Origin of the sequence: Enterobacter sp. MGH 24 (assembly GCF_000493015.1) — a bacterium.
In the GTDB taxonomy this organism is placed as follows: domain Bacteria; phylum Pseudomonadota; class Gammaproteobacteria; order Enterobacterales; family Enterobacteriaceae; genus Enterobacter.
Genome location: NZ_KI535657.1, coordinates 2,654,070 through 2,680,152 on the forward strand (window position 1 = coordinate 2,654,070; position 26,083 = coordinate 2,680,152).

Here is a 26,083-nt window from a genome sequence, read left to right on the forward strand (position 1 = left end):
TTTTATGGTTATTTAATGAGCGCGCTTCCCACAGCGCGGGCATTACGCTATTGCAAATACAAATAGTTATCAATAATATTATCAATAAAATTTGTCCTGAAACAAAAAAGTCTGTTAAACATGAGGTTATAAGGGTGACGGCGTTAACAACGGGAAGTGAAGCCTGGTGGCAGTCGAAAAACGGGCCAGAATGGGAACGTCTGAAGGCGAGCTATCGCGTCACCTTCTGGTGGCGTGACCCGGCAGGAACGCAGAAAACGTCAACGGTTAAACGCGTCTGGCTCTACATCACCGGCGTGACCGATCATCATCAAAATGCCCGCCCGCAATCTCTTGAGCGCATCCCGGATACCGACGTCTGGCAGTGGCAGGGCGAGTTCAGCCCCGAATGGCGCGGGAGCTACTGTTTTATCCCCTCCGATAACGAAAATGATTTTGCCAGCGCAGTGTTTGAAGGCGCGCAGCCGGACCGCATGGCGCTGCGCGAAGGCTGGCGCAAGCTGTTGCCGCACGCGGTTTCCGACCCGCTGAACCCGCAGAGCTGGCGCGGCGGTCGCGGCCACGCCGTCTCGGCGCTGGAGATGCCGGACGCGCCCGTTCAGCCCGGCTGGGATCGTCCCGATACGCCGCATCAGCCGCCGGTCTGCATTGAGTGGAACAGCGCGCGTCTGAAGAACCGTCGCCGCGTGTGGATTTTTTCCACCGGAGATGACGGCTCCGAGCGCCCGCTGGCGGTGCTGCTCGACGGGCAGTTCTGGGCCGAAAGCATGCCGGTCTGGCCTGCGCTGGCGTCGCTCACCGCCGGGCGCAAGCTGCCCCCTGCGGTCTACGTATTAATTGATGCGATCGACACGGAACATCGCAGCCGGGAATTGCCCTGTAACCCTGATTTCTGGCTGGCGGTGCAGGACGAACTTCTCCCCCAAGTAAAAACTTTCGCGCCATTTAGCGACCGCGCCGACCGTACCGTGGTAGCGGGTCAGAGCTTCGGCGGGCTCTCTTCACTTTATGCTGGCCTCAACTGGCCGCAGCGTTTTGGCTGCATCCTCAGCCAGTCCGGCTCGTACTGGTGGCCGCACCGCGGCGCGCAGCAGGACGGGTTGCTCATAGAACAACTTAAAGCGGGTGAAAAAACCGCTCGCGGGCTGCGGATTGTCCTTGAGGCCGGGCGCAACGAGCCGCTTATCTTCCGCGCGAATCAGGCGATTTTCGCCGAACTACAACACACGCAGCAGCCGGTTATCTGGCGTCAGGTTGACGGTGGGCACGATGCGCTTTGCTGGCGCGGTGGGCTGACGCAGGGGCTGATGACCCTCTGGCAGCCGCTTATTCACTAACGGAGTCTGTATGGAATTCAGCAATCCTTTCGATAATCCGCAGGGACAGTTCGCCATTTTGCAAAACGACCAGGGGCAGTACAGCCTGTGGCCGCAGCAGTGCGAACTGCCGGCGGGGTGGCGCGTGGTGTGCGAGGCGCAGTCCCAGGAGGCGTGCCAGCAGTGGCTGGCCGGGCACTGGCGCACGCTTGAACCGTCCCATTTTGCGGGGGAGCACGCATGAATCGTCTTCCGCTCGTCGCCGCCCAGCCGGGTATCTGGATGGCGGAACAGCTCTCCTCCCTGCCAAACGCCTGGAGCGTAGCGCACTACACCGAACTGAAAGGCGCTATCGACGCGCCATTGCTGGCGAAAGCCATCGCGGAAGGCATGATGCAGGCCGATACCCTGCGGATGCGTTTTATCGAGGAGAACGGCGAGGTGCGGCAGTGGGTGGATGAGAGCTTCATTCTGCCGGAGCCGTCCATCGTGCGCGTTGACTCTCACGACGCCGCCGTGGCGCTGATGGAGTCCGATCTCAATCAAAACCTGCGCGTCGACAGCGGTCAGCCGCTGGCGTTTCACCAGCTGATTCAGGTGGGAGAAAGCCACTGTTACTGGTATCAGCGATATCATCATCTGGTGGTGGATGGCTTCAGCTTCCCGGCCATTACCCGTCAGATCGCCGCCATTTACGCTGCGTGGCAGAAAGGTGAATCCACGCCAGCCTCCCCGTTCACCCCGTTCGCCGAGGTGGTGGAGGAGTATCAGCGCTATCGCGAGAGCGAGGCGTACGCACGCGACGGTGCGTTCTGGGCAGAGCAGCGCAGGCAGCTTCCTTCTCCGGTCTCGCTCTCTTCCGCGCCGCTGCCGGGACGCGCCGCCACCACCGACATTCTGCGCCTGAAAATTGCAATGGACGTCCGCGCCTTTGGCCAGCTTGCACAGGCGGCAGGGCAGGCGCAGCGTACCGATCTGGCCCTTGCGCTGGTGGCGCTGTGGCTGGGCCGCCTGACGGGGCGGCTCGACTACGCCGCCGGGTTTATTTTTATGCGCCGCATGGGTTCCGCGGCGCTCACCGCGACCGGGCCGGTGCTGAACGTGCTGCCGCTGGCGGTCAATATCGACGCGCAGGAGAGCCTGCCCGCGCTGGCGCTGCGACTGGCTAACCAGCTGAAAAAAATGCGCCGCCATCAGCGCTACGACGCCGAGCAGATCGTGCGCGACAGCGGGCGTGCCGCGGGCGACGAAGCGCTGTTTGGACCGGTGCTGAACGTGAAGGTTTTCGATTATCAGCTGGATATCGACGGCGTGGAGGCCATCACCCACACGCTGGCAACCGGCCCGGTGAACGATCTCGAGCTGGCGCTGTTCCCGGACGAGCAGGGCGGGCTGAGCATTGAGATCCTTGCCAATAAACAGCGTTACGATGAGGCGACGCTTACTCGTCACGTGGCGCGCCTGAACGCGATGCTGCTGCAGTTTGCGGCCAACCCGAACCTGCGCTGCGGCGAAGTAGAAACCGTTTCAGAGCAGGAATATCAGCAGCTGGCGCGCATCAACGATACCGGGCTGGCGCTGCCGTCCACCACGCTGGCGGATCTGGTGGCGGAGCAGGCGAGCAAAACGCCGGACGCCCCCGCGCTGGCGGACGCGCATAGTGAACTCAGCTATCGTCAGATGCGCGAGCAGGTGGTTGCGCTGGCAAACCTGCTGCGTGCGCGCGGCGTGAAGCCGGGCGACAGCGTGGCGGTGGCACTCCCGCGCTCGGTGTTCCTGACGCTGGCGCTGCACGGCATCGTCGAGGCCGGTGCCGCGTGGCTGCCGCTCGACACCGGCTACCCGGACGACCGCCTGCGGATGATGCTTGAGGACGCGAAGCCGTCCCTGCTCATTACTACCGACGAGCAGCTTCCGCGCTTTAGCGATCTGCCCATTACCGCGTTTAGTTACAACACACTATTACCGGCCACCGATGCTGAACCGCTGCGCCTGGCGAAGCCGGAGCAGACCGCGTACATCATCTTTACCTCCGGTTCGACGGGGCGTCCAAAAGGGGTGATGGTCGGCCATACCGCCATCGTTAACCGACTGAAGTGGATGCAGGATCATTACCCTCTCGACGCGGCTGACGTGGTGGCGCAGAAAACGCCGTGCAGCTTTGACGTGTCGGTGTGGGAGTTCTGGTGGCCGTTTATCGCCGGGGCGAAGCTGGTGATGGCCGAGCCGGACGCGCACCGCGATCCGCAGGCGATGCAGATCTTCTTCGCGCAGTACGGCGTGACCACCACCCATTTCGTGCCGTCGATGCTGGCGGCGTTTGTCGCCTCGCTGACGCCGGAAAACGCGGCGTGCTGCAAAACCCTTAAGCAGGTGTTCTGCAGCGGCGAAGCGCTGCCAACTGAACTGTGCCGCGAGTGGGAACAGCTCACCCATGCGCCGCTGCACAACCTCTATGGTCCAACGGAAGCGGCGGTGGATGTGAGCTGGTATCCGGCGTTTGGCCCCGAGCTGGCGGCGGTGGAGGGCAACAGCGTGCCAATTGGCTTCCCGGTGTGGAACACGGGGCTACGCATCCTTGACGCGATGATGCGCCCGGTGCCGTTCGGCGTGGCGGGCGACCTGTACCTCACCGGCATTCAGCTGGCGCAGGGGTATCTGGGACGTCCGGATCTCACGGCCAGCCGCTTTATTGCCGACCCGTTTGCCCCCGGCGAGCGGATGTACCGCACCGGCGACGTGGCCCGCTGGCTGGACAACGGCGCGGTGGAATATCTGGGCCGCAGCGATGACCAGCTAAAAATTCGCGGCCAGCGCATTGAGCTCGGCGAGATCGACCGGGCGATGCTGTCGCTGCCGGACGTGGCTCAGGCCGTGGCCCACGCCTGCGTGTTCAACCAGGCGGCGGCCACCGGCGGCGATGCCCGCCAGCTGGTGGGATACGTGGTTTCTGAATCCGGCTTGCCGCTGGACCGCGACGCGCTGCTGGAAGCACTCAAAGCCCAGCTGCCGCCGCATATGGTGCCGGTGGTGCTGCTGCAAATCAGCGCGCTGCCGCTCAGCGCGAGCGGCAAGCTGGACCGCAAGGCGCTGCCGCTGCCGGAGTTGACGAGTAAATCCTCCGGCCGTACGCCGGAGACGGAAACCGAAGTCGCCGTCGCGCAGGCGTTTTCCGCGCTGCTGGGCTGCGAGGTGAACGACATTGAAGCCGACTTCTTTGCCCTCGGCGGCCACTCGCTGCTGGCGATGCGCCTGGCGGCACAGCTTAGCCGCGCGTTCGACCGCAAGGTTACGCCGGGGCAGATTATGGTCGTCTCCACGGTGAGCAAGCTCAGCGCGCTGCTGGACTCGCAGATGAGCGACGAGCAGGCGCAGCGTCTGGGCTATGAAACTGTTCTCCCGCTGCGCGAAAGCAACGGCCCGACGCTGTTCTGCTTCCATCCGGCGTCCGGCTTTGCCTGGCAGTTTAGCGTGCTGGCGCGCTACCTCAGCCCGCGCTGGTCGATTACCGGCATTCAGTCGCCGCGCCCGGACGGGCCGATGCAGCAGCGTGCGGATCTGGAGGGAGTGATTGAGCATCACCTGAATACGCTGCGTCAGCGGCAGCCGCAGGGGCCGTATTACCTGTTTGGCTATTCCCTCGGCGGCACGCTGGCGCAGGGCATTGCTGCCCGTCTGCGCGAGCTGGGTGAAGAGGTGGCCTTCCTCGGCCTGCTGGATACCTGGCCGCCGGAAACCCAGAACTGGGTGGAGAAAGAGGCCAACGGCCTCGACCCGGAAGTGCTGGCGGAGATCGAGCGCGAGCGTCAGGCGTTTATCGCCGCTCAGCAGGGGCAGGGCTCCAGCGAACTGTTTAACGCCATCGAGGGCAACTACGCCGACGCGGTGCGGCTGCTCACCACGGCGCACAGCGCGCGGTTTGACGGCAAAGCGACGCTGTTCGTCGCCGAGCGCACGCGAACGATGGATCCGCAGGTTGCCTGGGCGCCGTGGGTGGCGGAACTGGAGGTGTACAGTCAGGACTGCGCCCACGTGGATATCATCTCACCGCAGGCGTTTGAGAAGATAGGGCCGGTGTTGAGGGAGATATTGGGATAACGTCAAAAGCGCCGGGTGGCGGCTGCGCCTTACCCGGCCTACGGGAGCCGAGTGTAGGCCGGGTAAGGCGCAGCCGCCACCCGGCAATTACCGCCGACCTAACGGCACAACCAGCGGCGTACCCGCCACCGGATCGTCAATAATCATGCAGCGCATGCCGTAGATCCGCTCGATCAGATCCGGCGTCACAATCTCTTTCGGCGCGCCCTGCGCCACAATCTCGCCGTCGCGCAGCGCAATCAGATGCGTGGCGTAGCGGCACGCCTGGTTCAAATCGTGCAGCACCGCTGCCAGGGTATAGCCCTGCGTGCGGTTCAGCTCGCTCAGCAGCTCCAGCAGGTCAATCTGATGGCTGATGTCGAGCCAGGTCGTCGGCTCGTCCAGCAGCATGATGGAGGTCTCCTGCGCCAGCACCATCGCGATCCACGCCCGCTGACGCTGCCCGCCGGAAAGGGTGTCCACGCTCTGCTGGGCCAGATCGGTAATCCCCGTCGCCCGCATCGCGCGCTTCACGGCTTCGTCGTCGTCCTTGCGCCAGCGGGTGAACAGCGGCTGGTGCGGATAGCGCCCGCGCGAGACCAGCTCCTGTACCGTGATGTCTCCCGGCGTGGTGGCGTTCTGCGCCAGCAGCCCAATTCGGCGCGCAACCTCTTTGCTGGCAAAGCGCTGGATCTGCTCCCCGTCGAGGAACACGCTGCCTTCAGCCGGCGTCATCAGGCGGCTCAGCGTGCGCAGCAGGGTCGATTTGCCGCAGCCGTTCGGCCCGATGATTGCCGTAAAATGGCCGTCCGGAATGGCGACGGATAAGTCACGGGCAATGATTTTTTTGCCGTAGCCGAGGGTGAGGTTTTCGCCGCGCAAGCGGGTGGTTGTGTCTGTCATTTCTTGCGTGACTCCTGAACGAGCAAGACGATGAGGTAAATCCCGCCGAGGCTGACGGTCACCACGCCCACCGGCAGCTGATAAGGCATAAACAGCCGCTGGGCGCAGAGATCGGCGGCGAGCAGCAACAATGCGCCGCACAGCGCCGCCTGGGTTAAGCCCCAGCGCGCCGTCCCGCTAAGACGGCGGGCGATGTGCGGTGCCACGAGGGCGATAAACGAGATCGGCCCGGCGATGGCGGTAGACGCTGCGGTCAGCAGTACCGCGACCAGCATCAGCATCAGGCGCGAGCGCTCAACGCCCACGCCCAGCGCGCAGGCGCTGTCGTCGCCCATCTCCAGCAGGCGCATACGCCGCACCAGCAGCAGCGCGCCGATAAACATCAGCAAAATCAGCGGCGCGGCGGGCCAGGTTTTGCCCCACGTCAGGCCGTTGAGGGAACCGGCGTACCACAGCCCGGCGGAGAGCGCGGTTTCCAGCGAAGCCTGTAGCAGAAGCCAGGTGTTAAACGCCATCAGCATGGCGCGGATGCCGATCCCGATGATGATCAGGCGGAAGGTGTCGATGCCGTTGCGCCAGGCCAGCGCCCAGATCAGTAATGACGTCAGAATGCCGCCCGCCATCGCCGTAAAGGTAATCGCCGTCAGGTGTTGACCAAACAGCACCATCGCCACCAGCACGCCGCTCCAGGCTCCGGTGTTGAGGCCCATCACGTCCGGGCTGCCGAGCGGGTTACGCATCAGCGACTGAAATATCGCACCGCTCACGCCGAGCGCCGCGCCGACCAGAATTGCCATCGCCACGCGCGGCAGTCGCCACTCCGTCACCACCATGGTGACGTTGCGCGGCGTGCTGCCGAGCAGGGCGTTAAGCACCTGAGAAAAATCGAGCGTCACCGCGCCGCTGCGCAGGCTCCAGACCGCCAGCAGCAGAATGGCGATAAGCAGCAGGGAGACGCTGGTGACTAAACGACGGGACGGGGCCATCATGCGCCACCTCCGCGTTTACGACGAACCAGGAAGATCAGCACCGGCGCGCCGATAAAGGCGCTGACCACCGAGACGCGCAGCTCGCCGGGCACCAGCAGGCGGCCCAGCACGTCGGCAAACAGCAGCAGGGCAGGGGTGGCCAGCAGCGTGACCGGCAGCGACCAGCGGTGATCCGCCCCCACCAGCCAGCGCGCCATGTGCGGCATCATCAGGCCAATAAAGGCAATCGGGCCGACCACCGCGGTCGCGCTACCGCACAGAACCGTGATGGCGAGCAGACCAATCAGCTGCGTGCGCGCCACCCGGTTGCCGAGGGCGGTCGCGGTGTCGCTGCCGAGGCTCAGGCTGTTGAGCGCCCGGCTTAAAAACAGCGCCACGGCGGCAGCGATAATGACCGGGATTGCCACCACTTTTAGGGTTTCAAGGGTGCGGATATCCAGCGAACCGGCCTGCCAGAAGCGCAGCTGGTCGTAAACGTCCGGGTTGAGCAGGGCGATGCCGTTGGATAAGCCTTCCAGCACCGCCGCGAGCGCCACGCCCGCAAGCGTCAGGCGGACCGGACTCAGCTGGCCGCCGCCCTGGCTGCCGGTAAAGGCGACGACCAGCGAGGCGGCCAGCGCGCCGCAGAAGGCCATCGCCAGCTGTTCGGAGGGCGAGGTCAACCCGAACAGCGCCGCGCCGAGCACGATGGCAAAGCTGGCGCCGGAGTTAACGCCGAGAATGCCGGGGTCCGCCAGCGGGTTACGGGTAAGGGTTTGCATCAGGGCACCGGCAAGGCCGAGCGCGCCACCCGCCAGCAGTCCGGCAAGCGTGCGGGGCAGTCGGGCGTCGAGCACGATGATGCAGTCAGCGCTCCGGCAGGTGCCGGTGAGCGCATCAACGATAACGGACGCGGGCAGCGGCTTTGCGCCGACCAGCAGGCTGAGTGCAACCGCAAGGCTCAGGAGCAGCAGTAAAACGGGCACGGCAACGGCGCGCACCGCAGAAGAGGAAAACGACATAGCAACATCCATGATTTGATAATGATAGTGATTATCGTTATCTATCTTATTTGGCTATGTTAGCATGTGCGCCCATGGAATGGGTAGAATTACACTCAAGGCTTTGTCATGAATCAAAAATCCTGGCTGCTCAACCTCAGCCTGCTGAAAACGCACCCGGCGTATCGCGCCGTTTTTATCGCTCGCTTTATCTCCATTTTGTCCCTCGGGCTGCTCGGCGTGGCCGTGCCGGTACAGATCCAGACCCTGACGCACTCCAGCTGGCTGGTGGGGTTATCCGTCACCTTAACCGGCGGGGCGATGTTCATCGGGCTGATGGTTGGCGGCGTGCTGGCAGACCGCTACGAGCGTAAAAAGCTGATCCTGCTGGCGCGCGGCACCTGCGGCGTGGGCTTTATCGGGCTGTGTCTGAACGCGATGCTGCCGGAACCGTCGCTGATCGCCATTTACGCGCTGGGGCTGTGGGACGGTTTCTTCGCCTCGCTGGGCGTGACGGCGCTGCTGGCGGCCACGCCCGCGCTGGTCGGGCGCGAGAACCTGATGCAGGCGGGGGCGATCACCATGCTCACCGTGCGCCTCGGCTCGGTGATTTCGCCGATGGTGGGCGGCCTGCTGCTGGCGACCGGCAACGTGGCGTGGAACTACGGGCTGGCGGCGGCGGGGACCTTTATCACTACGCTGACGCTGCTGCGCTTGCCGCTGCTGCCGCCTCCGCCGCAGCCGCGCGAGCATCCGCTGAAATCGCTAATGGCCGCTATTCGTTTCCTGTTCAGCAACCCGCTGATTGGCGGCATTGCGCTGCTCGGCGGCCTGCTGACGATGGCGAGCGCGGTGCGCGTGCTGTACCCGGCGCTGGCGGGAGAGTGGCAGATGAGCGCCTCGGAGATTGGCATTCTCTACGCCGCCATTCCGCTCGGCGCGGCCTGCGGGGCGCTGACCAGCGGGAACCTGGCGCAGGGCGCGCGTCCGGGGCTGATTATGCTGCTTGCCACGCTAGCCTCGTTTGTCGCCATCGGCTTCTTCAGTCTGATGCCGGTGTGGGCGCTGGGCGTGCTGTGTCTGGTGATTTTCGGCTGGCTGAGCGCGGTCAGCTCTCTTTTACAGTACACCCTGATCCAGACTCAGACGCCGGAAGGGATGCTCGGGCGCATTAACGGCCTGTGGACGGCGCAGAACGTGACGGGCGATGCGATTGGCGCGGCGATCCTCGGCGGGCTGGGGGCGATGATGACCCCGGTGGCTTCGGCGAGCTGCAGCGGGTTTGTGTTAGCCGTTGTTGGCGTGATTTTATTGGCGGTTTTGGTGGAGTTGCGTCGGTTCAGGCAGAACCTGTAGGTCGGGTAAGGCGTAGCCGCCACCCGACTAAACGCCCGGTGGCGCTGCGCTTACCGTGCCTACGGGAAACGTGCCTCTTATTTAAAAATTGAATTCAAACGCTGCAACACCAACATCGCGCTGTAATAATCCAGGCGGAACGTCTCGGTTCCCAATGCCCAGACCCGTTTGTTTTTCACCGACGGCAGATGCGCCAGCAGCGGGTTGGCGTAAATCGCATCCACGTCTTTCTGGTCGCCGGCAAACACAAACAGCCCTTCGCCGTTCAGCCCCGTCGCCAGGTTTTCACCACCTAATTGAATAATGTCGTGGCGTTTGCCCTGGCTTTTTGAGGTGTGCAGTCCGGCGGGCAGTTCCGCCAGCGTAAAGCCCAGCTGGTGCAGCAGCTTGCCCTGCGCCGATTCCGCGGTCCACAGGTTGGCGCTGTGCGCGGCGGCGGTGTAGACGATGGCGTTTACCGGCTGCGGCGGCAGCTTCATCTGCTCTTTTACCTGCGCGAGCTGTTTATCAAACGCGGCAATGCGCCCGGCGGCCTGTTTTTCCTGCCCGGTGATGGTGCCCAGCTGCGTCAGCAGTTCCTGCCAGCTCTTGTCGTCGTAGTTGATGATAAGCGTCGGGGCGATGGCAGAGAGCTGATCGTACAGCGCCAGCGCGGAATCCCCGCCGGTAGCGCTTACCAAAATCAGATCCGGCATCTGGGCGGCAACCGCTTCGGCGCTCGGTTCGCCGATGTATAGCCGCGCGACCTTGCGCTGTTTCGCGATATCACCCCACTGGCGCAGGAAACCCTGCCCATCCGCCACGCGGTTGTTCGGCGTGGTGGCGCCGCTGGCAACGACCGGTGCATCAATCGCCAGCAGGGAGCCGGTTAAGGTCAAGCTGGTGGAGACAATGCGCGTCGGTTTGCTCTCAAGCGTGTGAACGCCGCGGCTGTCGGTCACCTGACGCGGCCAGTCGGCGGCAGCGGCTGAGGCAAGTCCTAAAACAAAAAGTCCAGATATAAGCAGGGTATTACGGAATAGGGCAGGGAATTTCACAGCGCGACATCCTGTTTTTGTTGAAGATAATGCTTCTCATTTTCATAGCTACCGCGAAGGGATGCAAGCTTTTGTCGCACAAGTTGTTTGCCCGACGGTTGACAGCGAAGCGATGTGGGATTAGGTTAGCCGACGAAAATATAAATGATAATCATTATTGCTTCTTTTATCATTTTGAGGAGGATGATATGGACACGTCCCTGGCTGAGGAAGTTCAGCACACCGCGACCGCGCTGCAATCAGACAGCTTTTTCTTTATGTCGCCCTACCGCAGCTTTAGCACGTCCGGCTGTTTTGCCCGCTTCTCTGAACCCGCCGTTGGCGGCGACGATCCGGCGGGGCACTTCCAGCAAAAATTAGCCCAGGCCTTCCGGAATGCGAAAGCCAACGGCATCGCTCATCCGGTGATGCTCGGGGCTATTCCGTTCGATACCCGCAAGCCATCTTCTCTATTTATTCCGCAGCGCTGGCAGACCTTTTCCCGCCCGGCACGTCAGCAGTCCGCACGCTATTTTTCCGGCTCGCAGGCGCTGAAGGTGGAACAACGCACCGAGATCCCGCCGCAGCCCGTGTTCGAAGAGATGGTCGCCCGCGCCGCGTCGCTGACCGCCACGCCGCAGGTGAACAAGGTCGTGCTGTCGCGTCTGATCGACATTGCGACCGATAAACACATTGATAGCGGTGCGTTGATGGAGCGTCTTATCGCTCAGAACCCGGCGAGCTTTAACTTCCACGTGCCGCTGGAAGACGGCGGCGTGCTGCTCGGTGCGAGTCCGGAACTGCTGCTGCGTAAAGAGGGCGCGCACTTTAGCTCGCTGCCGCTGGCAGGCTCGGCGCGCCGCCAGCCGGACGACGTATTGGATCGCGAAGCGGGCAATAAGCTGCTGGCCTCCGAAAAGGACCGCCACGAGCACGACCTGGTGACCCAGGCGATGAAGGCCATTCTGGCACCGCGCAGCCACCGTCTGAGCATGCCGGATTCTCCTCAGCTGATTACCACGCCGACGCTGTGGCATCTGGCGACGCCGGTTGAAGGTGACGCGCGTGAAAATGAAAACGCCCTGACGCTGGCCTGCCTGCTGCACCCGACCCCGGCGCTGAGCGGCTTCCCGCATGAGGCGGCAAAAGAGCTGATTGCCGAGCTGGAGCCGTTCGACCGCGAGCTGTTCGGCGGAATCGTCGGCTGGTGCGACAGCGAAGGCAACGGCGAGTGGGTGGTGACCATCCGCTGCGCGCGTCTGCATAAAAACACCGTTCGCCTGTTTGCCGGTGCGGGCATTGTGCCTGCCTCCTCGCCGGTGGGCGAGTGGCGCGAAACGGGCGTGAAGCTCTCCACCATGCTCAACGTATTTGGTTTGCACTAAGGAAGACTCATGACCATTCCCTTTACCCGCTGGCCTGAGGAATTTGCGCGGCGCTACCGTGAAAAAGGCTACTGGCAGGATCTGCCGTTGACCCACATCCTGACGGATCGCGCGGACAGCGATGCGGTCGCGATAATTGACGGCGATCGCCGCATTACCTACCGCACGTTTAATCAGGCGGTGAACAACCTGGCGTCCGCCCTTCAGGCGCAGGGGCTGCACCGCGGCGAGACGGCGCTGGTGCAGCTCGGCAACGTGGCCGAGTTCTACATCACCTTCTTCGCGCTGCTGCAAATCGGCGTCGCGCCGGTGAACGCGCTCTTTAGCCATCAGCGCAGCGAGCTGAACGCCTACGCCGCGCAGATCAAACCCGCCGTGCTGATTGCCGATCGCGACCACGCCCTGTTCGCGGGCGATGACTTCCTCAATGCATTTGTGGATGAACACCGTTCCGTGCGCGCCGTGCTGCTACGCGGCGATAAGGGCGAACATGCGCTGGAAGCGGCGATTGCGCGCCCGGCGGATAACTTCATTCCGAACCCGACGCCCGCCGACGAAGTGGCCTTCTTCCAGCTCTCCGGCGGCAGCACCGGCACGCCGAAGCTGATCCCGCGCACGCATAACGATTACGACTACAGCATTCGCCGCAGCAACGAGATCTGCGGCATCACCGCCGAAACGCGTTACCTGAACGCGCTGCCCGCGGCGCATAACTACGCCATGAGCTCGCCGGGATCGTTAGGCGTCTTCACCGCGGGCGGCTGCGTGGTGCTGGCGAACGATCCGAGCGCGACGCTCTGCTTCCCGCTGATTGAACGGCATCAGGTTAACGTCACCTCGCTGGTCCCTCCGGCGGTCAGCCTGTGGCTACAGGCAATTGCCGACGGCGCGGGGAACGCGCAGCTCGCATCCCTCAAGCTGCTGCAGGTGGGCGGCGCGCGCCTCTCCGCCACGCTCGCGGCGCGCATTCCGGCGGAAATCGGCTGCCAGCTTCAGCAGGTGTTCGGCATGGCGGAAGGGCTGGTGAACTACACCGCCCTCGACGACGCGCCGGAGCGCATCATCAACACCCAGGGCCGCCCGATGTGCCCGGACGACGAGGTGTGGGTGGCGAACGAGCACGGCAACCCGCTGCCGCGCGGTGAGGTTGGGCGTCTGATGACGCGCGGGCCGTATACCTTCCGCGGCTATTTCAACAGCCCGGAACACAACGCCAGCGCTTTTGACGCCGACGGCTTTTACTGCTCCGGCGATCTGATTGCCATTGACGAGCAGGGCTACATCACCGTGCAGGGGCGCGAGAAGGATCAGATCAACCGCGGCGGGGAGAAGATCGCCGCCGAAGAGATTGAAAACCTGCTGCTGCGCCACGAGGCGGTGATCCACGCCGCGCTGGTGAGCATGGAGGACAGCCTGCTGGGCGAAAAAAGCTGCGCGTACCTGGTGGTGAAACAGCCCCTGCGCGCGGTCGAGGTGCGCCGCTTCCTGCGCGAGCAGGGCGTTGCCGAATTCAAGCTGCCGGACCGCGTGGAGAGCGTGGATGCGCTCCCGCTGACGCCCGTCGGCAAAGTCGATAAGAAACAGTTGCGCCTGTGGCTTGCTGAACGCGCCCGGGGCTGAGGAACAGAGTATGGCCATTCCAAAATTAACCGCTTACGCGCTGCCGACCGCCGCAGAGCTGCCGACGAATAAAGTGAACTGGGCGTTTGAGCCTGAACGTGCCGCGCTGTTGATCCACGATATGCAGGAGTATTTCCTGAACTTCTGGGGCGAAAACAGCGCGATGATGCAGCAGGTGGTGGCGAATATCGCCAGACTGCGCGCTTACTGCAAAGCGCACAATATTCCGGTCTACTACACCGCGCAGCCGAAAGAGCAGAGCGATGAAGACCGCGCCCTGCTGAACGACATGTGGGGGCCGGGCCTGACCCGCTCGCCGGAGCAGCAGCGCATTGTCCTTGAACTGACGCCGGACGAAGCCGACACCGTGCTGGTGAAGTGGCGCTACAGCGCGTTCCACCGCTCGCCGCTGGAGCAGATGCTGAAGGAGACGGGCCGTAACCAGCTGCTGATTACCGGCGTCTACGCCCATATCGGCTGCATGACCACCGCCACCGATGCCTTTATGCGCGACATCAAGCCGTTCTTTATCGCCGACGCGCTGGCGGATTTCACCCGCGATGAGCACCTGATGTCGCTGAACTACGTGGCCGGGCGCTCGGGCCGCGTGGTGATGACCGACGAGCTGCTGCCGTCCGTTCCGGCGACCAAAGCCGCGCTGCGTGAGCTGATCCTGCCGCTGCTGGACGAGTCCGACGAGCCGATGGATGACGAAAACCTGATCGACTACGGCCTGGACTCGGTGCGCATGATGGCGCTGGCCGCCCGCTGGCGCAAAGTGCACGGCGACATTGATTTCGTGATGCTGGCCAAAAATCCCACAATCGACGCCTGGTGGGCGCTGCTCTCCCGCGAGGTGAAGTGATGGGATTTGATTTCACCGGCAAAACCGTCTGGGTGACGGGCGCGGGGAAGGGGATTGGCTACGCGACGGCGCTGGCGTTTGTTGACGCGGGCGCGCAGGTGACCGGGTTCGACCTGGCGTTTCCGCTGGGTGATTATCCGTTCGCCACCGAAACCCTCGACGTGGCGGATTTTGCTCAGGTCAGCGATGCGTGTGGCCGTTTGCTTAATACCCTTGAGCGGCTGGACGTGCTGGTCAACGCGGCGGGCATTCTGCGCATGGGGGCGACGGACCAGCTCTCGCAGGAGGACTGGCAGCAGACCTTCGCGGTCAACGTCGGCGGCGCGTTCAACCTGTTCCAGCAGACGATGGGCCAGTTTCGCCGTCAGCAGGGCGGGGCGATAGTCACCGTGGCGTCCGACGCGGCGCACACGCCGCGCATCGGCATGAGCGCCTACGGTGCCTCGAAAGCGGCGCTGAAAAGCCTGGCCCTGACCGTCGGGCTGGAGCTGGCGGGCAGCGGCGTGCGCTGTAACCTGGTGTCGCCAGGCTCAACGGACACCGATATGCAGCGCACCCTGTGGACCAGCGACGACGCGGAGCAGCAGCGCATTCGCGGCTTTGGCGAGCAGTTTAAGCTCGGCATTCCGCTGGGCAAAATCGCCCGCCCGCAGGAGATTGCCAGCACGGTGCTGTTCCTGGCATCCGATGCCGCCAGCCATATCACCCTGCAGGATATCGTGGTGGACGGCGGCTCCACGCTGGGGGCGTAAATGATCTGGAAACGTCATGTACCGCTCGAGGAGCTGAACGCCACCAGCCAGAACACGATGGTGGGGCATCTCGGCATCGTCTATACCCGTATCGGCAACGACACGCTGGAAGCGGAGATGCCGGTGGATGCGCGCACCCATCAGCCGTTTGGCCTGCTGCACGGCGGGGCATCCGCGGCGCTGGCGGAAACGCTCGGCTCAATGGCCGGTTTTCTGATGACCCGCGACGGGCAGAGCGTGGTGGGAACGGAGCTTAACGCCACGCACCACCGGGCGGTGTCGCACGGCAGGGTGCGCGGGGTGTGCCAGCCGCTGCATCTGGGGCGCTCCAGCCAGAGCTGGGAGATTGTGGTCTTCGACGAGCAGGGGCGGCGGTGCTGTACCTGCCGGTTGAGTACGATGGTGTTGGGTTGAACGATGCAGAATTGCCGGGTGGCGGCTTCGCCTTACCCGGCCTACACCTCACACGTAGGCCCGGTAAGCGAAGCGCCACCGGGCAATGTTTACAGCATCAATACCACCCGCTTCAACAGACGAATTCTCGGTTCAATCGACGCTTTATCCAGCCACTCCGCGGGGCTGTGGAACCCGGCGCCAATCGGCCCCAGGCCGTCGAGCGTCGGGATGCCGAGCGCGGCGGTGTGGTTGGCGTCGCTACCGCCGCCGACCGCCTGCCAGGTGATGTCGATACCCTCTGCTTTTCCTGCCGCTTCAACCTGCTGCATCAGGGTCTGAGTCGCAACGCTTGCTGCCATCGCCGGTTTGTGATTCACCCGCGCAAGCGTCGTGGTCACGCCGTCTAAAAAGCCTTTTTCACATAACGCCTCCAGCGCCTGATTCACCCGATCGTACTCGTCGTTTTCCCAGAAGCGCACGTCGAGTTCGGCTACGGCGCTGTCCGCGACCACGTTCGCCGCGCTGCCGCCGCGAATCACCCCGACGTTGAGCGTGGTGCCGCGATCCCAGTCGGTCAGCGCATTAATCGCGATGATGCTGTTCGCCAGGGCGGTAATTGCCGAGCGGCCTTTCTCGGGGTCGTTACCCGCGTGCGCCGCCACGCCGCTGAAGGTGAGGTGATAGCCCGCCATGCCTTTACGCGCTTTCACCAGCGAGCCGTCGGCGCGGGCGGCTTCGCAGACCAGCACGCAGCGGGAACGCTTTGCCAGCTCGCCGATCCATGCGTGCGAATGCACCGAGCCGGTCTCTTCGTCCGGGTTCATCGCCACGGCAATCGCGAGACGATCGTTGTCCGCGGCGTCGAGCCCGCGCATCGCCCACAAAATATTCAGAAGTCCGCTCTTCATATCCGAGACGCCGGGACCGTACAGGCGAGTATCGTCCTCGCTCATCGGGCGCTCGGCGACGGTGCCGGGGGCAAACACGGTATCCAGGTGCCCGACCAGCAGCACGTCAAAGCGTTCCGCCTGCGGTTTGTTGCTGACGAATACGCCGGGGCCCACCTTATCGCCCAGATTAACCTGCTCGGTATGCCAGCCTTCGCGCTGCCAGAGCTGCTGCATGATGCCTGCCACGGCGGCAACGCCCGCAATAGTCTGGGTGCCGCAGTCCACGTTCACCAGGGATTTCAGCTCTTCAATATAGTGGTCAAGATTCATGTTCACGTCCTGTTCAGAGAATAATGCGCATCAGCAGCATGGCTAAAAACGCGTTGACGACCGAGATGGCGATCATTAGCGGGATACGTTTGGCGCGGGTGCCGATCACGCCCAGAATGCGGCCCAGATACTGCACCTGCGAGCCCATCAGGTAGATGGCGGGCGCCAGGATCGCCAGGTGCTCGCCGGAGATAATGCCTTTATCAAACAGGCCGATGGCGACGCCGATCCCGCCGCCCATCGACATCCAGCCGCCAATCAGCACGGCGGCAGCCTCACCCGGCAGGCCGAACAGGCCCATCAGTGGGGCGAAGATCATGCCTAGCCCTTTCAGGGCACCGGTAATTTCCAGCGCTTTGATGATGATAAATGCCATCACCACGTTGGGCAGGGTGCTGCTGGTGGCAATGCTCCAGCCTTTGCGCGCGCCTTCGACGAAGACATCGGTAATCACGGGGTTAGACTGTGGGGCACTCATGCGGCGTCTCCTTTACGGGTGAAGGACAGGATCAAGCGCAGCAGATTTGCGCCCACGATTTTCATGATGAACATGACGGCGATACAGGCTCCGATGGACGTGGGAACCGCCGCCGTGCCGTCAACGGCGACCAGCGTGAAGAGGATCGCCCCGGAAGAGAAAAAGTTGGTGATCATCGCCCCGGCGGAGAACTGGAACATGGCGAAAACGTCTTTCTCTTTTTCGCTGATTTGCCCTTCGTCTGACAGATTACGGGTCAGCGACGCGCCCACGTCGGTGCTTTGCAGGCTGCCAATCAGCGCCAGCCCGGTGGTGCCGGGAATGCCCAGCAGCGGGCGCAGCAGCGGGGTTAAGAGTTTGCGCGCGGCACGCAGCGCGCCATAGTGTTCCAGCACGTTGATCATCCCCAGCGCGAACATCACCGCGGGAATTAAACCGAGCGCGAAGAGAAACCCGTCCATCGCGCCGCTGCCGCCGGTGCCGCGAAAGGCGCTGCTGGCTGTGGTTAACGTACCGTCATCCAGACTGGCTTTACTGACCACTTTGCCAAACGCACCGTTGAGGGTGGTGAAATCAAAGACGCCGTACCACTCTTTTCCGCCTAACAGGCCGGAGAAGAAAACGGCTGCAAACGCCAGGGCGAAGTACGCGCCCGGCCCGACCTTATGATCCTGAGGTACAGAACTGTTCATATCCTTTTCCTTGTATGTACGCGATTGCGCAGGATCATTCTGTCGAGGTTATGAGCAAAAAAAATGATACAAATCATTCCGTAAGGCGGCGCACGGATGAAAAAGGCAAAAGTGTGACCAAGGACGTCGCGAAAGTGATCGGCTTAACAATGTGGTGTAAATGTCTGGTTTGACCACGCATTATTGCGTTTCAAAGTTGTTAAATTTTTCCGGTTGTTCTAGAAACAAAATGTAACATCTCACTGTTTCACAACAACGGATAACCACTATGAACAACTCAGGGAAATACCTTACATGGGCAGGGCTCTCCGTTGTGGGAGCCTTTGCCCTGGGCTATATCGCCCTCAACCGGGGGGAACAGATCAATGCGCTCTGGATCGTCGTCGCCTCCGTCTGCATTTATCTGATCGCGTACCGTTTTTATGGCCGCTATATCGCGAAGAACGTCTTAGGCGTTGACGCGACGCGCATGACGCCTGCCGTGCGCCATAACGACGGGCTGGACTACGTGCCGACCGACAAAAAGGTGCTGTTTGGCCACCACTTCGCGGCGATTGCCGGCGCGGGCCCGCTGGTGGGGCCGGTGCTGGCGGCGCAGATGGGCTACCTGCCGGGGATGATCTGGATCCTCGCGGGCGTGGTGCTGGCGGGGGCGGTGCAGGACTTTATGGTGCTGTTCGTCTCCACCCGCCGCGACGGTCGTTCGCTGGGCGAGCTGGTGAAAGAGGAGATGGGGGCAACCGCCGGGGTGATTGCGCTGGTGGCGACCTTTATGATCATGGTGATCATCCTCGCGGTGCTGGCGATGATCGTGGTGAAAGCGCTGACCCACAGCCCGTGGGGAACCTATACCGTTGCCTTCACCATTCCGCTGGCGCTGTTTATGGGGATCTACATTCGCTATCTGCGCCCGGGGCGCATTGGTGAAGTGTCGGTGATTGGTCTGGTGTTCCTGGTGTTCGCCATTATCTCCGGCGGCTGGGTGGCGGAAAGCCCAACCTGGGCACCGTTCTTCGACTTTACCGGCGTGCAGCTGACCTGGATGCTGGTGGGCTACGGCTTTGTGGCGGCGGTGCTGCCGGTGTGGCTCCTGCTGGCTCCGCGTGATTACCTTTCCACCTTCCTGAAAATCGGCACCATCGTCGGGCTGGCGATCGGCATTTTGATTATGCGTCCGACCCTGACCATGCCTGCGCTGACCAAATTTATTGACGGCACCGGCCCGGTCTGGACCGGTAACCTGTTCCCGTTCCTGTTTATCACCATCGCCTGCGGCGCGGTGTCCGGCTTCCACGCGCTGATTGCCTCCGGCACCACGCCGAAGATGCTGGCCAATGAAAATCAGGCCTGCCTGATTGGCTACGGCGGCATGCTGATGGAGTCCTTCGTCGCCATCATGGCGCTGGTCTCGGCCTGTATTATCGACCCGGGCGTGTACTTCGCGATGAACAGCCCGATGGCGGTGCTGGCACCTGCCGGAACCGTCGACGTGGTGGCGTCTGCCGCGCAGGTTGTCAGCGGCTGGGGCTTTGCCATTACCCCTGAAACGCTAACGCACATTGCTAATGAAGTGGGCGAGCAGTCGATTATCTCCCGTGCGGGCGGAGCGCCGACGCTGGCGGTCGGCATGGCGTATATTCTTCACGGCGCGCTGGGCGGGCTGATGGACGTGTCGTTCTGGTATCACTTCGCCATCCTGTTCGAGGCGCTGTTTATCCTGACGGCGGTGGATGCGGGAACCCGTGCGGCGCGCTTTATGCTGCAGGACCTGCTGGGGGTGATCTCCCCGAACCTGAAGCGTACCGATTCGCTCCCGGCTAACCTGCTGGCGACGGCGCTGTGCGTGCTGGCGTGGGGCTACTTCCTGCACCAGGGCGTGGTCGACCCGCTGGGCGGGATTAACACCCTGTGGCCGCTGTTTGGTATCGCCAACCAGATGCTGGCAGGCATGGCGCTGATGCTCTGCGCGGTGGTGCTGTTCAAGATGAAGCGCCAGCGTTACGCCTGGGTGGCATTAGTGCCTACCGCATGGCTGCTGATTTGTACCCTGACGGCGGGCTGGCAGAAAGCCTTCAGTCCGGACAACAAGGTGGGCTTCCTGGCGATTGCCAACAAGTTCCAGGCGATGATCGACAGCGGTAAGATCCCGGCGCAGTACACCGAGTCGCAGCTGTCTCAGCTGGTGTTTAACAATCGTCTGGACGCCGGGCTGACTATCTTCTTTATGGTGGTGGTCGTGGTGCTGGCATTGTATTCTCTCAAAACCGCGCTGGCGGCGTTGAAAGTCGACAAGCCAACGGCAAAAGAGACGCCTTACGAGCCGATGCCTGAAAACCTGGAAGAGATTGTCACCCAGGCCAAAGGGGCACATTAACCTGTGAGCCGGGTGGCGCTAGCGCTTACCCGGCCTATATTTCCTGTGAGACCAAAATTATGTTCGACACCCTCTCCAAAGCAGGTAAGTACCTGGGCCAGGCCGCCAAAATGATGATTGGCGTGCCCGACTACGACAACTACGTCGAGCATATGCGCGTCAACCATCCGGACCAGACGCCCATGACCTACGAAGAATTTTTCCGCGACCGCCAGGACGCCCGCTACGGCGGCAAGGGCGGGGCGAAGTGCTGTTAACCCTCTTTCGGTAAATAGAGGCTGATTTGCTCCTGCTTGCAGCCGTAAATGGCTGCCAGTTTTTCACGGGTGCGCTTTTGTGGGCGAGAGTCCAGCGCTTCCAGCTGTGACACGGCGGACTGGCTGATGCCGAGTTTCTCCGCCACCTCCTGCTGGGACATGCCGCGCAGGATGCGCCACGCGGCCTGCAGGCTGACGTTCTGCCAGGTCATGATGCTGCACACTTCTCCCGGCAATTCCACGTCATCCAGACTATCGTGTTCGACCTCAATATCCTCCAGATCGTCGTCGGTTTCGTCGTCAATTTCTGCCATCTGTAAGAGCATACGAAAATATTCGTGATAGGGAATAACGACGTACTGCGTTTTCCCGTTATCGTCCTTGATTAGCTGTACAGCCATAGTTGGCACTCTCCTCATGCAGGTAAGTCGTTGAAGTTCTGCGCTTGACGGCCAAAACATAACAATGGTCATCGGGATCGTCCCGAAGCGTATAATTGATGCGGTAATCGCCAACGCGTAGCCGGAAATGATCTTCTGTCGCCGATATTTTTTTGATATCGGGCCTGGGAGCCGAGCGGTCATCCAGCTCGGAGAGCTTCACCTCAATGCGACGCTGATACCGCTCGTGAATCTTTGAAAACGCCTTCTTTGCACCATTGGACCAGACAATCTTCATCCGTACCTCCACTGTACGCCCACACAAAATATAAGGAAATAATAAGACTATTAGATAAATTCCGAATTTCTAATGGGGGTACTGTAGAGCGGCGAAAAAACGGGAGAAAGCGGCAAAATGCGAACCGTCGAGAGCGCTCGGGAAGGCCTCTGTCGGGCGACAGAGGCTTGCAGGAAAAATGCGATCAGGCGTTCAAACCTCCGTCCACGTCCAGGCCGGTACCGGAGATCTGCCCGGCAGCCGGGCTGGCAAGAAACGTGACCGCCGCTGCGACGTCTTCCGGCTGGCCGTAGTGACCCAACGCAATAAGCTGACGCTGAGCGTCAGCCTGTGCCCCGTCTTCCGGGTTCATATCGCTGTTGGTGGGGCCGGGGTGGACCAGGTTAACGGTAATACCGCGCGGCCCCAGATCGCGCGCCAGCCCGCGGGTGAGGGAGTTAAGAGCAGATTTGGTCATCGAGTAGACGGCAATACCCGGCTGAGCCACGCGGTTTGCCAGACAGCTGCCGATGTTGATAATGCGCCCGCCGTCGGACATGTGCACCAGCGCTTCCTGAATGGCGATCACCACGCCGCGGATGTTGACGTTGATAAGGGCATCAATGTCCGCCAGCGTCATGGACTCCAGCGGGCCGCCGCGCGCGATCCCGGCGTTGTTGACCAGAATGTCCAGCCCGCCAAGGGAGCGCGCCGCATGGGTGACGGCATCCTGAATCGCCTGCGCGCTGGCGCTGTCCGCCTGTACGGCTTCGCTGTGTCGGCCCAGCGCCTTAATCTCATCGGCGACCGCCTGGGCTTTATCGGCAGATTTTTCATACGTAATAATCACATCCGCACCGGCGCGCGCCAGCGAGAGTGCAATTGCCCGACCCAACCCGCGGCTGGCACCGGTAACCAGCGCCTTTTTACCTGTTAAATCGATCTGCATGATGACCTCGTTACGAGAGTGGTAAGAATCATCATTAGGTATAGCCTGTCGGCGAGATTAACGGCTGAAGGATTCCACTTTCTCAAACGCAGCGCGCAGAACGTCAGGCGTTAATGCAACCGACAGATAGTGAATCGACTCCACCGGGCGCAGGGTGTGGGCAATCACGTGATCCAGTTCGTCGCGGTTATTGATGTCGACGTCCAGCTCGCGAAGCGTGGTCGGCAGGTTAAAACGCCGGTACGCCGCCACCAGCTGCGCCAGCACGTCGTCCTGGCCGAGCAGCGCGCTCTGCACCAGAATCCCGTAGGCTACCTTGGTGCCGTGCAGGTATTTTTCCGTCTGCGGCAGCACGGTTAAGCCGTTGTGCACCGCATGCGCCGCCGCCACGCGCGTATAGCGTTCGCCCAGCCCGCCGACCATCCCGCCACCGGCGATAATCGCGTCCACCACGTCCCGGAACGCCTGCGTCTGTTCACCGCGCTGCTGGTCGGCAAGCGCTTCCTCACTGTGTTCCAGCAGCACGTCGCGGATCGCCAGCGCGCCGTTGATGCCCAGCCGCACGGTCAGCGGCAGGTTTTCAGGCTGCGGGGCGAGCACTACCGCTTCGTACCACTTCGCCAGCGTATCGCCGATGCCCGCCAGCAGATATTCCGCCGGGGCGTTAAGGACGATCTGCGGCTCCACCAGCACCAGGAAGTTGGCATCGTCGAAGATCTCAAAATGCAGCGCCTGACCGGCATCGTTGTACCAGACGGAGAGCGGGGTCCACGCCGCGCAGGTAGCGGCAATAGTGGGGATGCCCACGAACGGCACCCCTAAGCGGCGCGCCACGGCCTTGACGGTATCTAACACCGCGCCGCCGCCGACGCCAATCACCACGCTGGCGCCGCCGCCGGATTCATTCACCAGATGGCTGACGTCGCGCTCGCTGCAGTGGCCTTTAAACAGCAGGCGTTTCGCCCCCGGCGCGTTAAAGCTCTCCGGCAGGAAAGGGCGCGCGCCTTCGATAGCGCGCTCGCCGTAGATCCACACCGCGCGGGAAAGCTGTTCCGGGGTAAAGAAGTTATCCAGCTGCGCAAGGCTTCCGGGATGAGAGAAGTAGTTCGCCGGGCCAGGCACGACGCGGATATCGGTGTTGCTCATGGTGTTGTCCTTTTTTAGCAAGCGCTAACCCGATGTTATGTCTGGACATCCGGATGGCTAATAATATTTCGCTTTATCTTATGCCTTTTCCGTCGTTGTCAGTCAACCGGAGCTGTGAAAAATTCGATAAATCAGAAGAGTAATGAAGGATTTACGCGGATGGTTTCCAGTCGCCTTGAGATGCGCGGTATCAGCCTGGCCTTTTCCGGCTTTCAGGCGCTGTCGCGCGTGGACTTTACCTTAACCGGCGGATCCGTACACGCGCTGACCGGTGCCAACGGCGCGGGGAAATCGACGCTGATGGCGGTGCTGTGCGGCACGCACAACCACTATGAGGGTGAGATCAGCATTAACAACCAGCCGGTGACGATCCGCGAACCGCTTGACGCCAAACGGCTGGGGATCCACCTCGTGCAGCAGGAGGTGGACGTGGCGCTGATCCCGGGGTTAAGCATTGCCGAAAACATCATGCTCGACCAGCTGGCGCAGCCGGGGCATCGCTTCAACTGGCGCGCGATCCGCCAGCAGGCGAGACAGGCGCTGGCGCAGCTGGACGTGACGCTGGACGTTCGCCGCTCCATCGACGGCTGTTCGCTGGCCGAAAAGCAGCAGATTTTGCTGGCGCGGGCGCTGTCCCACCACTGCCGTTTTTTGATTCTTGATGAGCCCACCGCGCCGCTGGATGCGCATGAGAGCGAGCGCCTGTTTGCGGTAGTGAGACGTTTAAAGCAGCAGGGCATCGGCGTGGTGTTTATCTCCCACCGCATTCACGAGCTGAAGGCCATCTGCGACACCTTAACGGTGCTGCGCGACGGCAAGCTGATCGAGTCCGGCCCGATGGCCGATCTGAGCGGCGAAGCGATCGTCGAGAAGATGCTCGGCCACGTGCTGAGCGACATCTATCCTCCCGCGCGGCCGCCGCACGGCGACGAAACGCTGCTGCGCGTTGAGGGGCTTCACGACGACGCGCTGCTGAAAGATATCTCCCTGCACCTGCGCAAAGGCGAAATCCTCGGGATTGCGGGGCTGGCGGGGGCGGGGAAAACCGAACTCTGCAAGGCGCTGTTTGGCGCCACCAAAAGCCGCGTGGCGCGCGGTGAGCTGAATCATCAAGCCTGGCAGCCGCGCGACCCGGCCGACTCCGTGCTGCGCGGTCTGGCGCTGGTGCCGGAGGAGCGCCGCAAAGAGGGCATTTTTATCGACGAGCCGGTGAGCATGAACCTTGCCGTGTGCGCCGATAACAGCTTCTCGCGCTGGAGCCTGTTTGGCCATCGTCAGGCGTGGCGCTGGGCGGAAGAGGTGATTGCCCGCGTCGGCGTGCGTGCGCGTGGGCCGGGGCAGGTGCTGCGCCGCTTATCCGGCGGCAACCAGCAGAAGGTCGCCATCGGCAAATGGCTGCGCAATGACGCCAGCGTGCTGATATTCGACGAGCCGACCAAAGGCGTGGACGTGAAGGCCAAAACCGACCTGTTCCAGCTGATTGACGGCCTGGCGCGCGAGGGCAAAGGGGTGATTTACGCCTCGGGCGAGTTTGCCGAACTGGTCGGGCTATGCGACCGCATCTGCGTGCTGTGGGACGGGCGCATCGTGGCGGAAATCGCCGGGGCCGAGGCCCGCGAAGAGACACTACTTTATTATTCAACCGGAGGAACGGCGTCGTGAGCAAGGCCCTTTCAGTGAACGCGGCGGCATCTGGCCGTCAGCAGATTTTCGATTTTCTCTACAGGTGGGGCATGCTGTTAACCGTCGTCGCGCTGGTGGCCGTCTTTGGCCTGGCGTCGGACAGCTTCCTCGATCCGAACAACATCATCAATATTCTGCGCTCGATTGCCATCGTGACGGTGATTGCCATTGGCGTGTCGATTTCATTGACCATCGGCGGGTTCGATCTCTCCGTTGGATCCACCGCCTCGCTGGCGAACGCGCTGGTGATTTCTCTTTTCGTCTGGCACGGATTCGGCACCACCGAGTCGATTCTGATCACCCTCGCGCTCTGCACGCTGGTGGGGCTGTTTAACGCTTTTCTGATCGTCATCCTGCGTATTCCGGACATGCTCGCGACGCTTGCCAGCCTGTTTGTGATCCAGGGCGTGGCAATGACCTACAGCTACGGCGGGTCGATTACCGAGAACATGGTGCTGCCGAGCGGCGACATGGCGGAAGGGACCATTCCGGCGGCGTTCAGCCTGCTGGGGCAGGTGCCGACCATTGTGATCGTCATGCTGGTGGTGACCGTGCTGGCGCAGCTGGGGTTGTCTTTGACCACTCACGGACGCCGGATGTACGCCATCGGCGGCAACCCCGAAGCCGCGCGTCTCTCCGGCATTCGCACCACGCGCTACAAGGTGGCGGCCTACGTGATTGCCTCTTTGCTGGCGGGACTGGGCGGGATTTTGCTGGCGTCGCGCATCGGTTCGTCGCAGGTGAATGCGGGCGGCGGCTACCTGATGGATGCGGTGGCGGCGGCGTGGATTGGCTTCTCGCTGGCCGGATCCGGCAAGCCTAACGCGCTGGGTACGCTGGTCGGGGCGGTCATTCTTGGCGTGCTGTCGAACGGGCTGGTGATGCTCTCCGTCCCGTATTACGCCATGGACATTATAAAAGGGCTGGTGCTCGCGGTGGCGCTGGCGATTACCTACATACAAAAACGCTGAC

General features: G+C 62.3%; 24 protein-coding genes. 13 read left to right on the top strand and 11 right to left on the bottom strand.

Annotated features, from left to right (window positions below):
* Positions 1 to 134: 134 nt before the first annotated feature.
* The 3 genes from fes to entF are packed head-to-tail and all read left to right on the top strand — an operon-like array spanning position 135 to position 5,414.
* The gene (gene fes, locus L370_RS09440) at positions 135 to 1,337 is read left to right on the top strand and encodes an enterochelin esterase (RefSeq protein WP_023334844.1); all 1,203 of its coding nucleotides are present in this window, start codon (positions 135 to 137) and stop codon (positions 1,335 to 1,337) included.
* A gap of 10 nt (positions 1,338 to 1,347) precedes the next feature.
* Positions 1,348 to 1,560, top strand: a complete 213-nt coding sequence (locus L370_RS09435; protein ID WP_023334845.1) for an MbtH family protein — start codon at positions 1,348 to 1,350, stop codon at positions 1,558 to 1,560.
* Positions 1,557 to 5,414: an enterobactin non-ribosomal peptide synthetase EntF gene (gene entF, locus L370_RS09430; protein ID WP_023334846.1), complete on the top strand. Its 3,858-nt coding sequence runs from the start codon at positions 1,557 to 1,559 to the stop codon at positions 5,412 to 5,414. The genes L370_RS09435 and entF overlap by 4 nt, the downstream gene beginning before the upstream one ends.
* 87 nt (positions 5,415 to 5,501) lie before the next feature.
* Here the strand turns inward: entF and fepC are convergent, their stop codons facing one another.
* From fepC to fepD, 3 genes are read right to left on the bottom strand one after another with little or no spacing between them, the layout of a single operon-like run.
* A complete protein-coding gene (gene fepC, locus L370_RS09425; protein WP_023334847.1) occupies positions 5,502 to 6,296 on the bottom strand; it encodes an iron-enterobactin ABC transporter ATP-binding protein in 795 nt (264 codons plus the stop codon).
* On the bottom strand, positions 6,293 to 7,282 hold the full coding sequence (gene fepG, locus L370_RS09420) for an iron-enterobactin ABC transporter permease (RefSeq protein WP_155858076.1): 990 nt from the start codon (positions 7,280 to 7,282) through the stop codon (positions 6,293 to 6,295). The genes fepC and fepG overlap by 4 nt, the downstream gene beginning before the upstream one ends.
* The gene (gene fepD, locus L370_RS09415) at positions 7,282 to 8,286 is read right to left on the bottom strand and encodes a Fe(3+)-siderophore ABC transporter permease (protein ID WP_023334849.1); all 1,005 of its coding nucleotides are present in this window, start codon (positions 8,284 to 8,286) and stop codon (positions 7,282 to 7,284) included. The genes fepG and fepD overlap by 1 nt, the downstream gene beginning before the upstream one ends.
* 108 nt (positions 8,287 to 8,394) lie before the next feature.
* Here fepD and entS point away from each other — a divergent pair, with 108 nt between their 5' ends.
* Positions 8,395 to 9,621, top strand: a complete 1,227-nt coding sequence (entS, locus tag L370_RS09410) for an enterobactin transporter EntS (RefSeq protein WP_023334850.1) — start codon at positions 8,395 to 8,397, stop codon at positions 9,619 to 9,621.
* 77 nt (positions 9,622 to 9,698) lie between these two features.
* Here the strand turns inward: entS and fepB are convergent, their stop codons facing one another.
* Positions 9,699 to 10,658: a Fe2+-enterobactin ABC transporter substrate-binding protein gene (gene fepB / locus L370_RS09405; RefSeq protein WP_023334851.1), complete on the bottom strand. Its 960-nt coding sequence runs from the start codon at positions 10,656 to 10,658 to the stop codon at positions 9,699 to 9,701.
* Positions 10,659 to 10,846: 188 nt separating this feature from the next.
* Here fepB and entC point away from each other — a divergent pair, with 188 nt between their 5' ends.
* The 5 genes from entC to entH are packed head-to-tail and all read left to right on the top strand — an operon-like array spanning position 10,847 to position 15,673.
* Positions 10,847 to 12,022 carry an isochorismate synthase EntC gene (gene entC, locus L370_RS09400; protein ID WP_023334852.1) on the top strand — a complete coding sequence of 392 codons (1,176 nt, stop codon included), beginning with the start codon at positions 10,847 to 10,849 and terminating at the stop codon, positions 12,020 to 12,022.
* Between the two features lie 9 nt (positions 12,023 to 12,031).
* A complete protein-coding gene (entE, locus tag L370_RS09395; RefSeq protein WP_023334853.1) occupies positions 12,032 to 13,642 on the top strand; it encodes a (2,3-dihydroxybenzoyl)adenylate synthase EntE in 1,611 nt (536 codons plus the stop codon).
* Between the two features lie 10 nt (positions 13,643 to 13,652).
* Positions 13,653 to 14,507, top strand: coding sequence for an isochorismatase (locus L370_RS09390; RefSeq protein ID WP_023334854.1), 855 nt, complete (start codon positions 13,653 to 13,655; stop codon positions 14,505 to 14,507).
* The gene (entA, locus tag L370_RS09385; protein WP_023334855.1) at positions 14,507 to 15,259 is read left to right on the top strand and encodes a 2,3-dihydro-2,3-dihydroxybenzoate dehydrogenase EntA; all 753 of its coding nucleotides are present in this window, start codon (positions 14,507 to 14,509) and stop codon (positions 15,257 to 15,259) included. The genes L370_RS09390 and entA overlap by 1 nt, the downstream gene beginning before the upstream one ends.
* Positions 15,260 to 15,673, top strand: coding sequence for a proofreading thioesterase EntH (entH, locus tag L370_RS09380; RefSeq protein ID WP_023334856.1), 414 nt, complete (start codon positions 15,260 to 15,262; stop codon positions 15,671 to 15,673).
* An 89-nt stretch (positions 15,674 to 15,762) separates the two neighbouring features.
* On the opposite strand, the gene L370_RS09375 is transcribed toward entH, so the two are convergent.
* From L370_RS09375 to L370_RS09365, 3 genes are read right to left on the bottom strand one after another with little or no spacing between them, the layout of a single operon-like run.
* Complete coding sequence (locus L370_RS09375) at positions 15,763 to 16,875, bottom strand: M20 family metallopeptidase (protein WP_023334857.1); 1,113 nt, start codon at positions 16,873 to 16,875, stop codon at positions 15,763 to 15,765.
* A gap of 13 nt (positions 16,876 to 16,888) precedes the next feature.
* On the bottom strand, positions 16,889 to 17,353 hold the full coding sequence (locus L370_RS09370; protein WP_023334858.1) for a YjiG family protein: 465 nt from the start codon (positions 17,351 to 17,353) through the stop codon (positions 16,889 to 16,891).
* Positions 17,350 to 18,045 (bottom strand): nucleoside recognition domain-containing protein, encoded by a 696-nt coding sequence (locus L370_RS09365; RefSeq protein WP_010428444.1) that lies wholly within the window; start codon positions 18,043 to 18,045, stop codon positions 17,350 to 17,352. The genes L370_RS09370 and L370_RS09365 overlap by 4 nt, the downstream gene beginning before the upstream one ends.
* A 268-nt stretch (positions 18,046 to 18,313) precedes the next feature.
* Between L370_RS09365 and cstA the strand changes: the two genes are divergently transcribed.
* Positions 18,314 to 20,419, top strand: coding sequence for a pyruvate/proton symporter CstA (gene cstA / locus L370_RS09360; protein WP_010428450.1), 2,106 nt, complete (start codon positions 18,314 to 18,316; stop codon positions 20,417 to 20,419).
* Positions 20,420 to 20,478: 59 nt separating this feature from the next.
* Complete coding sequence (locus tag L370_RS09355; protein ID WP_006809671.1) at positions 20,479 to 20,676, top strand: YbdD/YjiX family protein; 198 nt, start codon at positions 20,479 to 20,481, stop codon at positions 20,674 to 20,676.
* Here the strand turns inward: L370_RS09355 and L370_RS09350 are convergent.
* The 4 genes from L370_RS09350 to L370_RS09335 form a co-directional block, all read right to left on the bottom strand.
* Entirely contained in the window at positions 20,673 to 21,077 is a 405-nt protein-coding gene (locus tag L370_RS09350) for a helix-turn-helix domain-containing protein (RefSeq protein WP_010428455.1), read from the bottom strand. The genes L370_RS09355 and L370_RS09350 overlap by 4 nt on opposite strands.
* On the bottom strand, positions 21,049 to 21,354 hold the full coding sequence (locus tag L370_RS09345) for a type II toxin-antitoxin system RelE family toxin (RefSeq protein WP_023334859.1): 306 nt from the start codon (positions 21,352 to 21,354) through the stop codon (positions 21,049 to 21,051). The genes L370_RS09350 and L370_RS09345 overlap by 29 nt, the downstream gene beginning before the upstream one ends.
* A 184-nt stretch (positions 21,355 to 21,538) precedes the next feature.
* Positions 21,539 to 22,282, bottom strand: a complete 744-nt coding sequence (locus L370_RS09340; protein WP_023334860.1) for an SDR family NAD(P)-dependent oxidoreductase — start codon at positions 22,280 to 22,282, stop codon at positions 21,539 to 21,541.
* A 57-nt stretch (positions 22,283 to 22,339) separates the two neighbouring features.
* Positions 22,340 to 23,428 carry an oxidoreductase gene (locus L370_RS09335; RefSeq protein ID WP_023334861.1) on the bottom strand — a complete coding sequence of 363 codons (1,089 nt, stop codon included), beginning with the start codon at positions 23,426 to 23,428 and terminating at the stop codon, positions 22,340 to 22,342.
* 159 nt (positions 23,429 to 23,587) lie between these two features.
* Between L370_RS09335 and L370_RS09330 the strand changes: the two genes are divergently transcribed.
* Together L370_RS09330 and L370_RS09325 are read left to right on the top strand one after the other, a co-directional pair.
* Entirely contained in the window at positions 23,588 to 25,090 is a 1,503-nt protein-coding gene (locus L370_RS09330; RefSeq protein WP_023334862.1) for a sugar ABC transporter ATP-binding protein, read from the top strand.
* Positions 25,087 to 26,082, top strand: a complete 996-nt coding sequence (locus L370_RS09325) for an ABC transporter permease (RefSeq protein WP_023334863.1) — start codon at positions 25,087 to 25,089, stop codon at positions 26,080 to 26,082. Before L370_RS09330 ends, L370_RS09325 begins: the two co-directional genes overlap by 4 nt.
* Position 26,083: the final 1 nt, after the last annotated feature.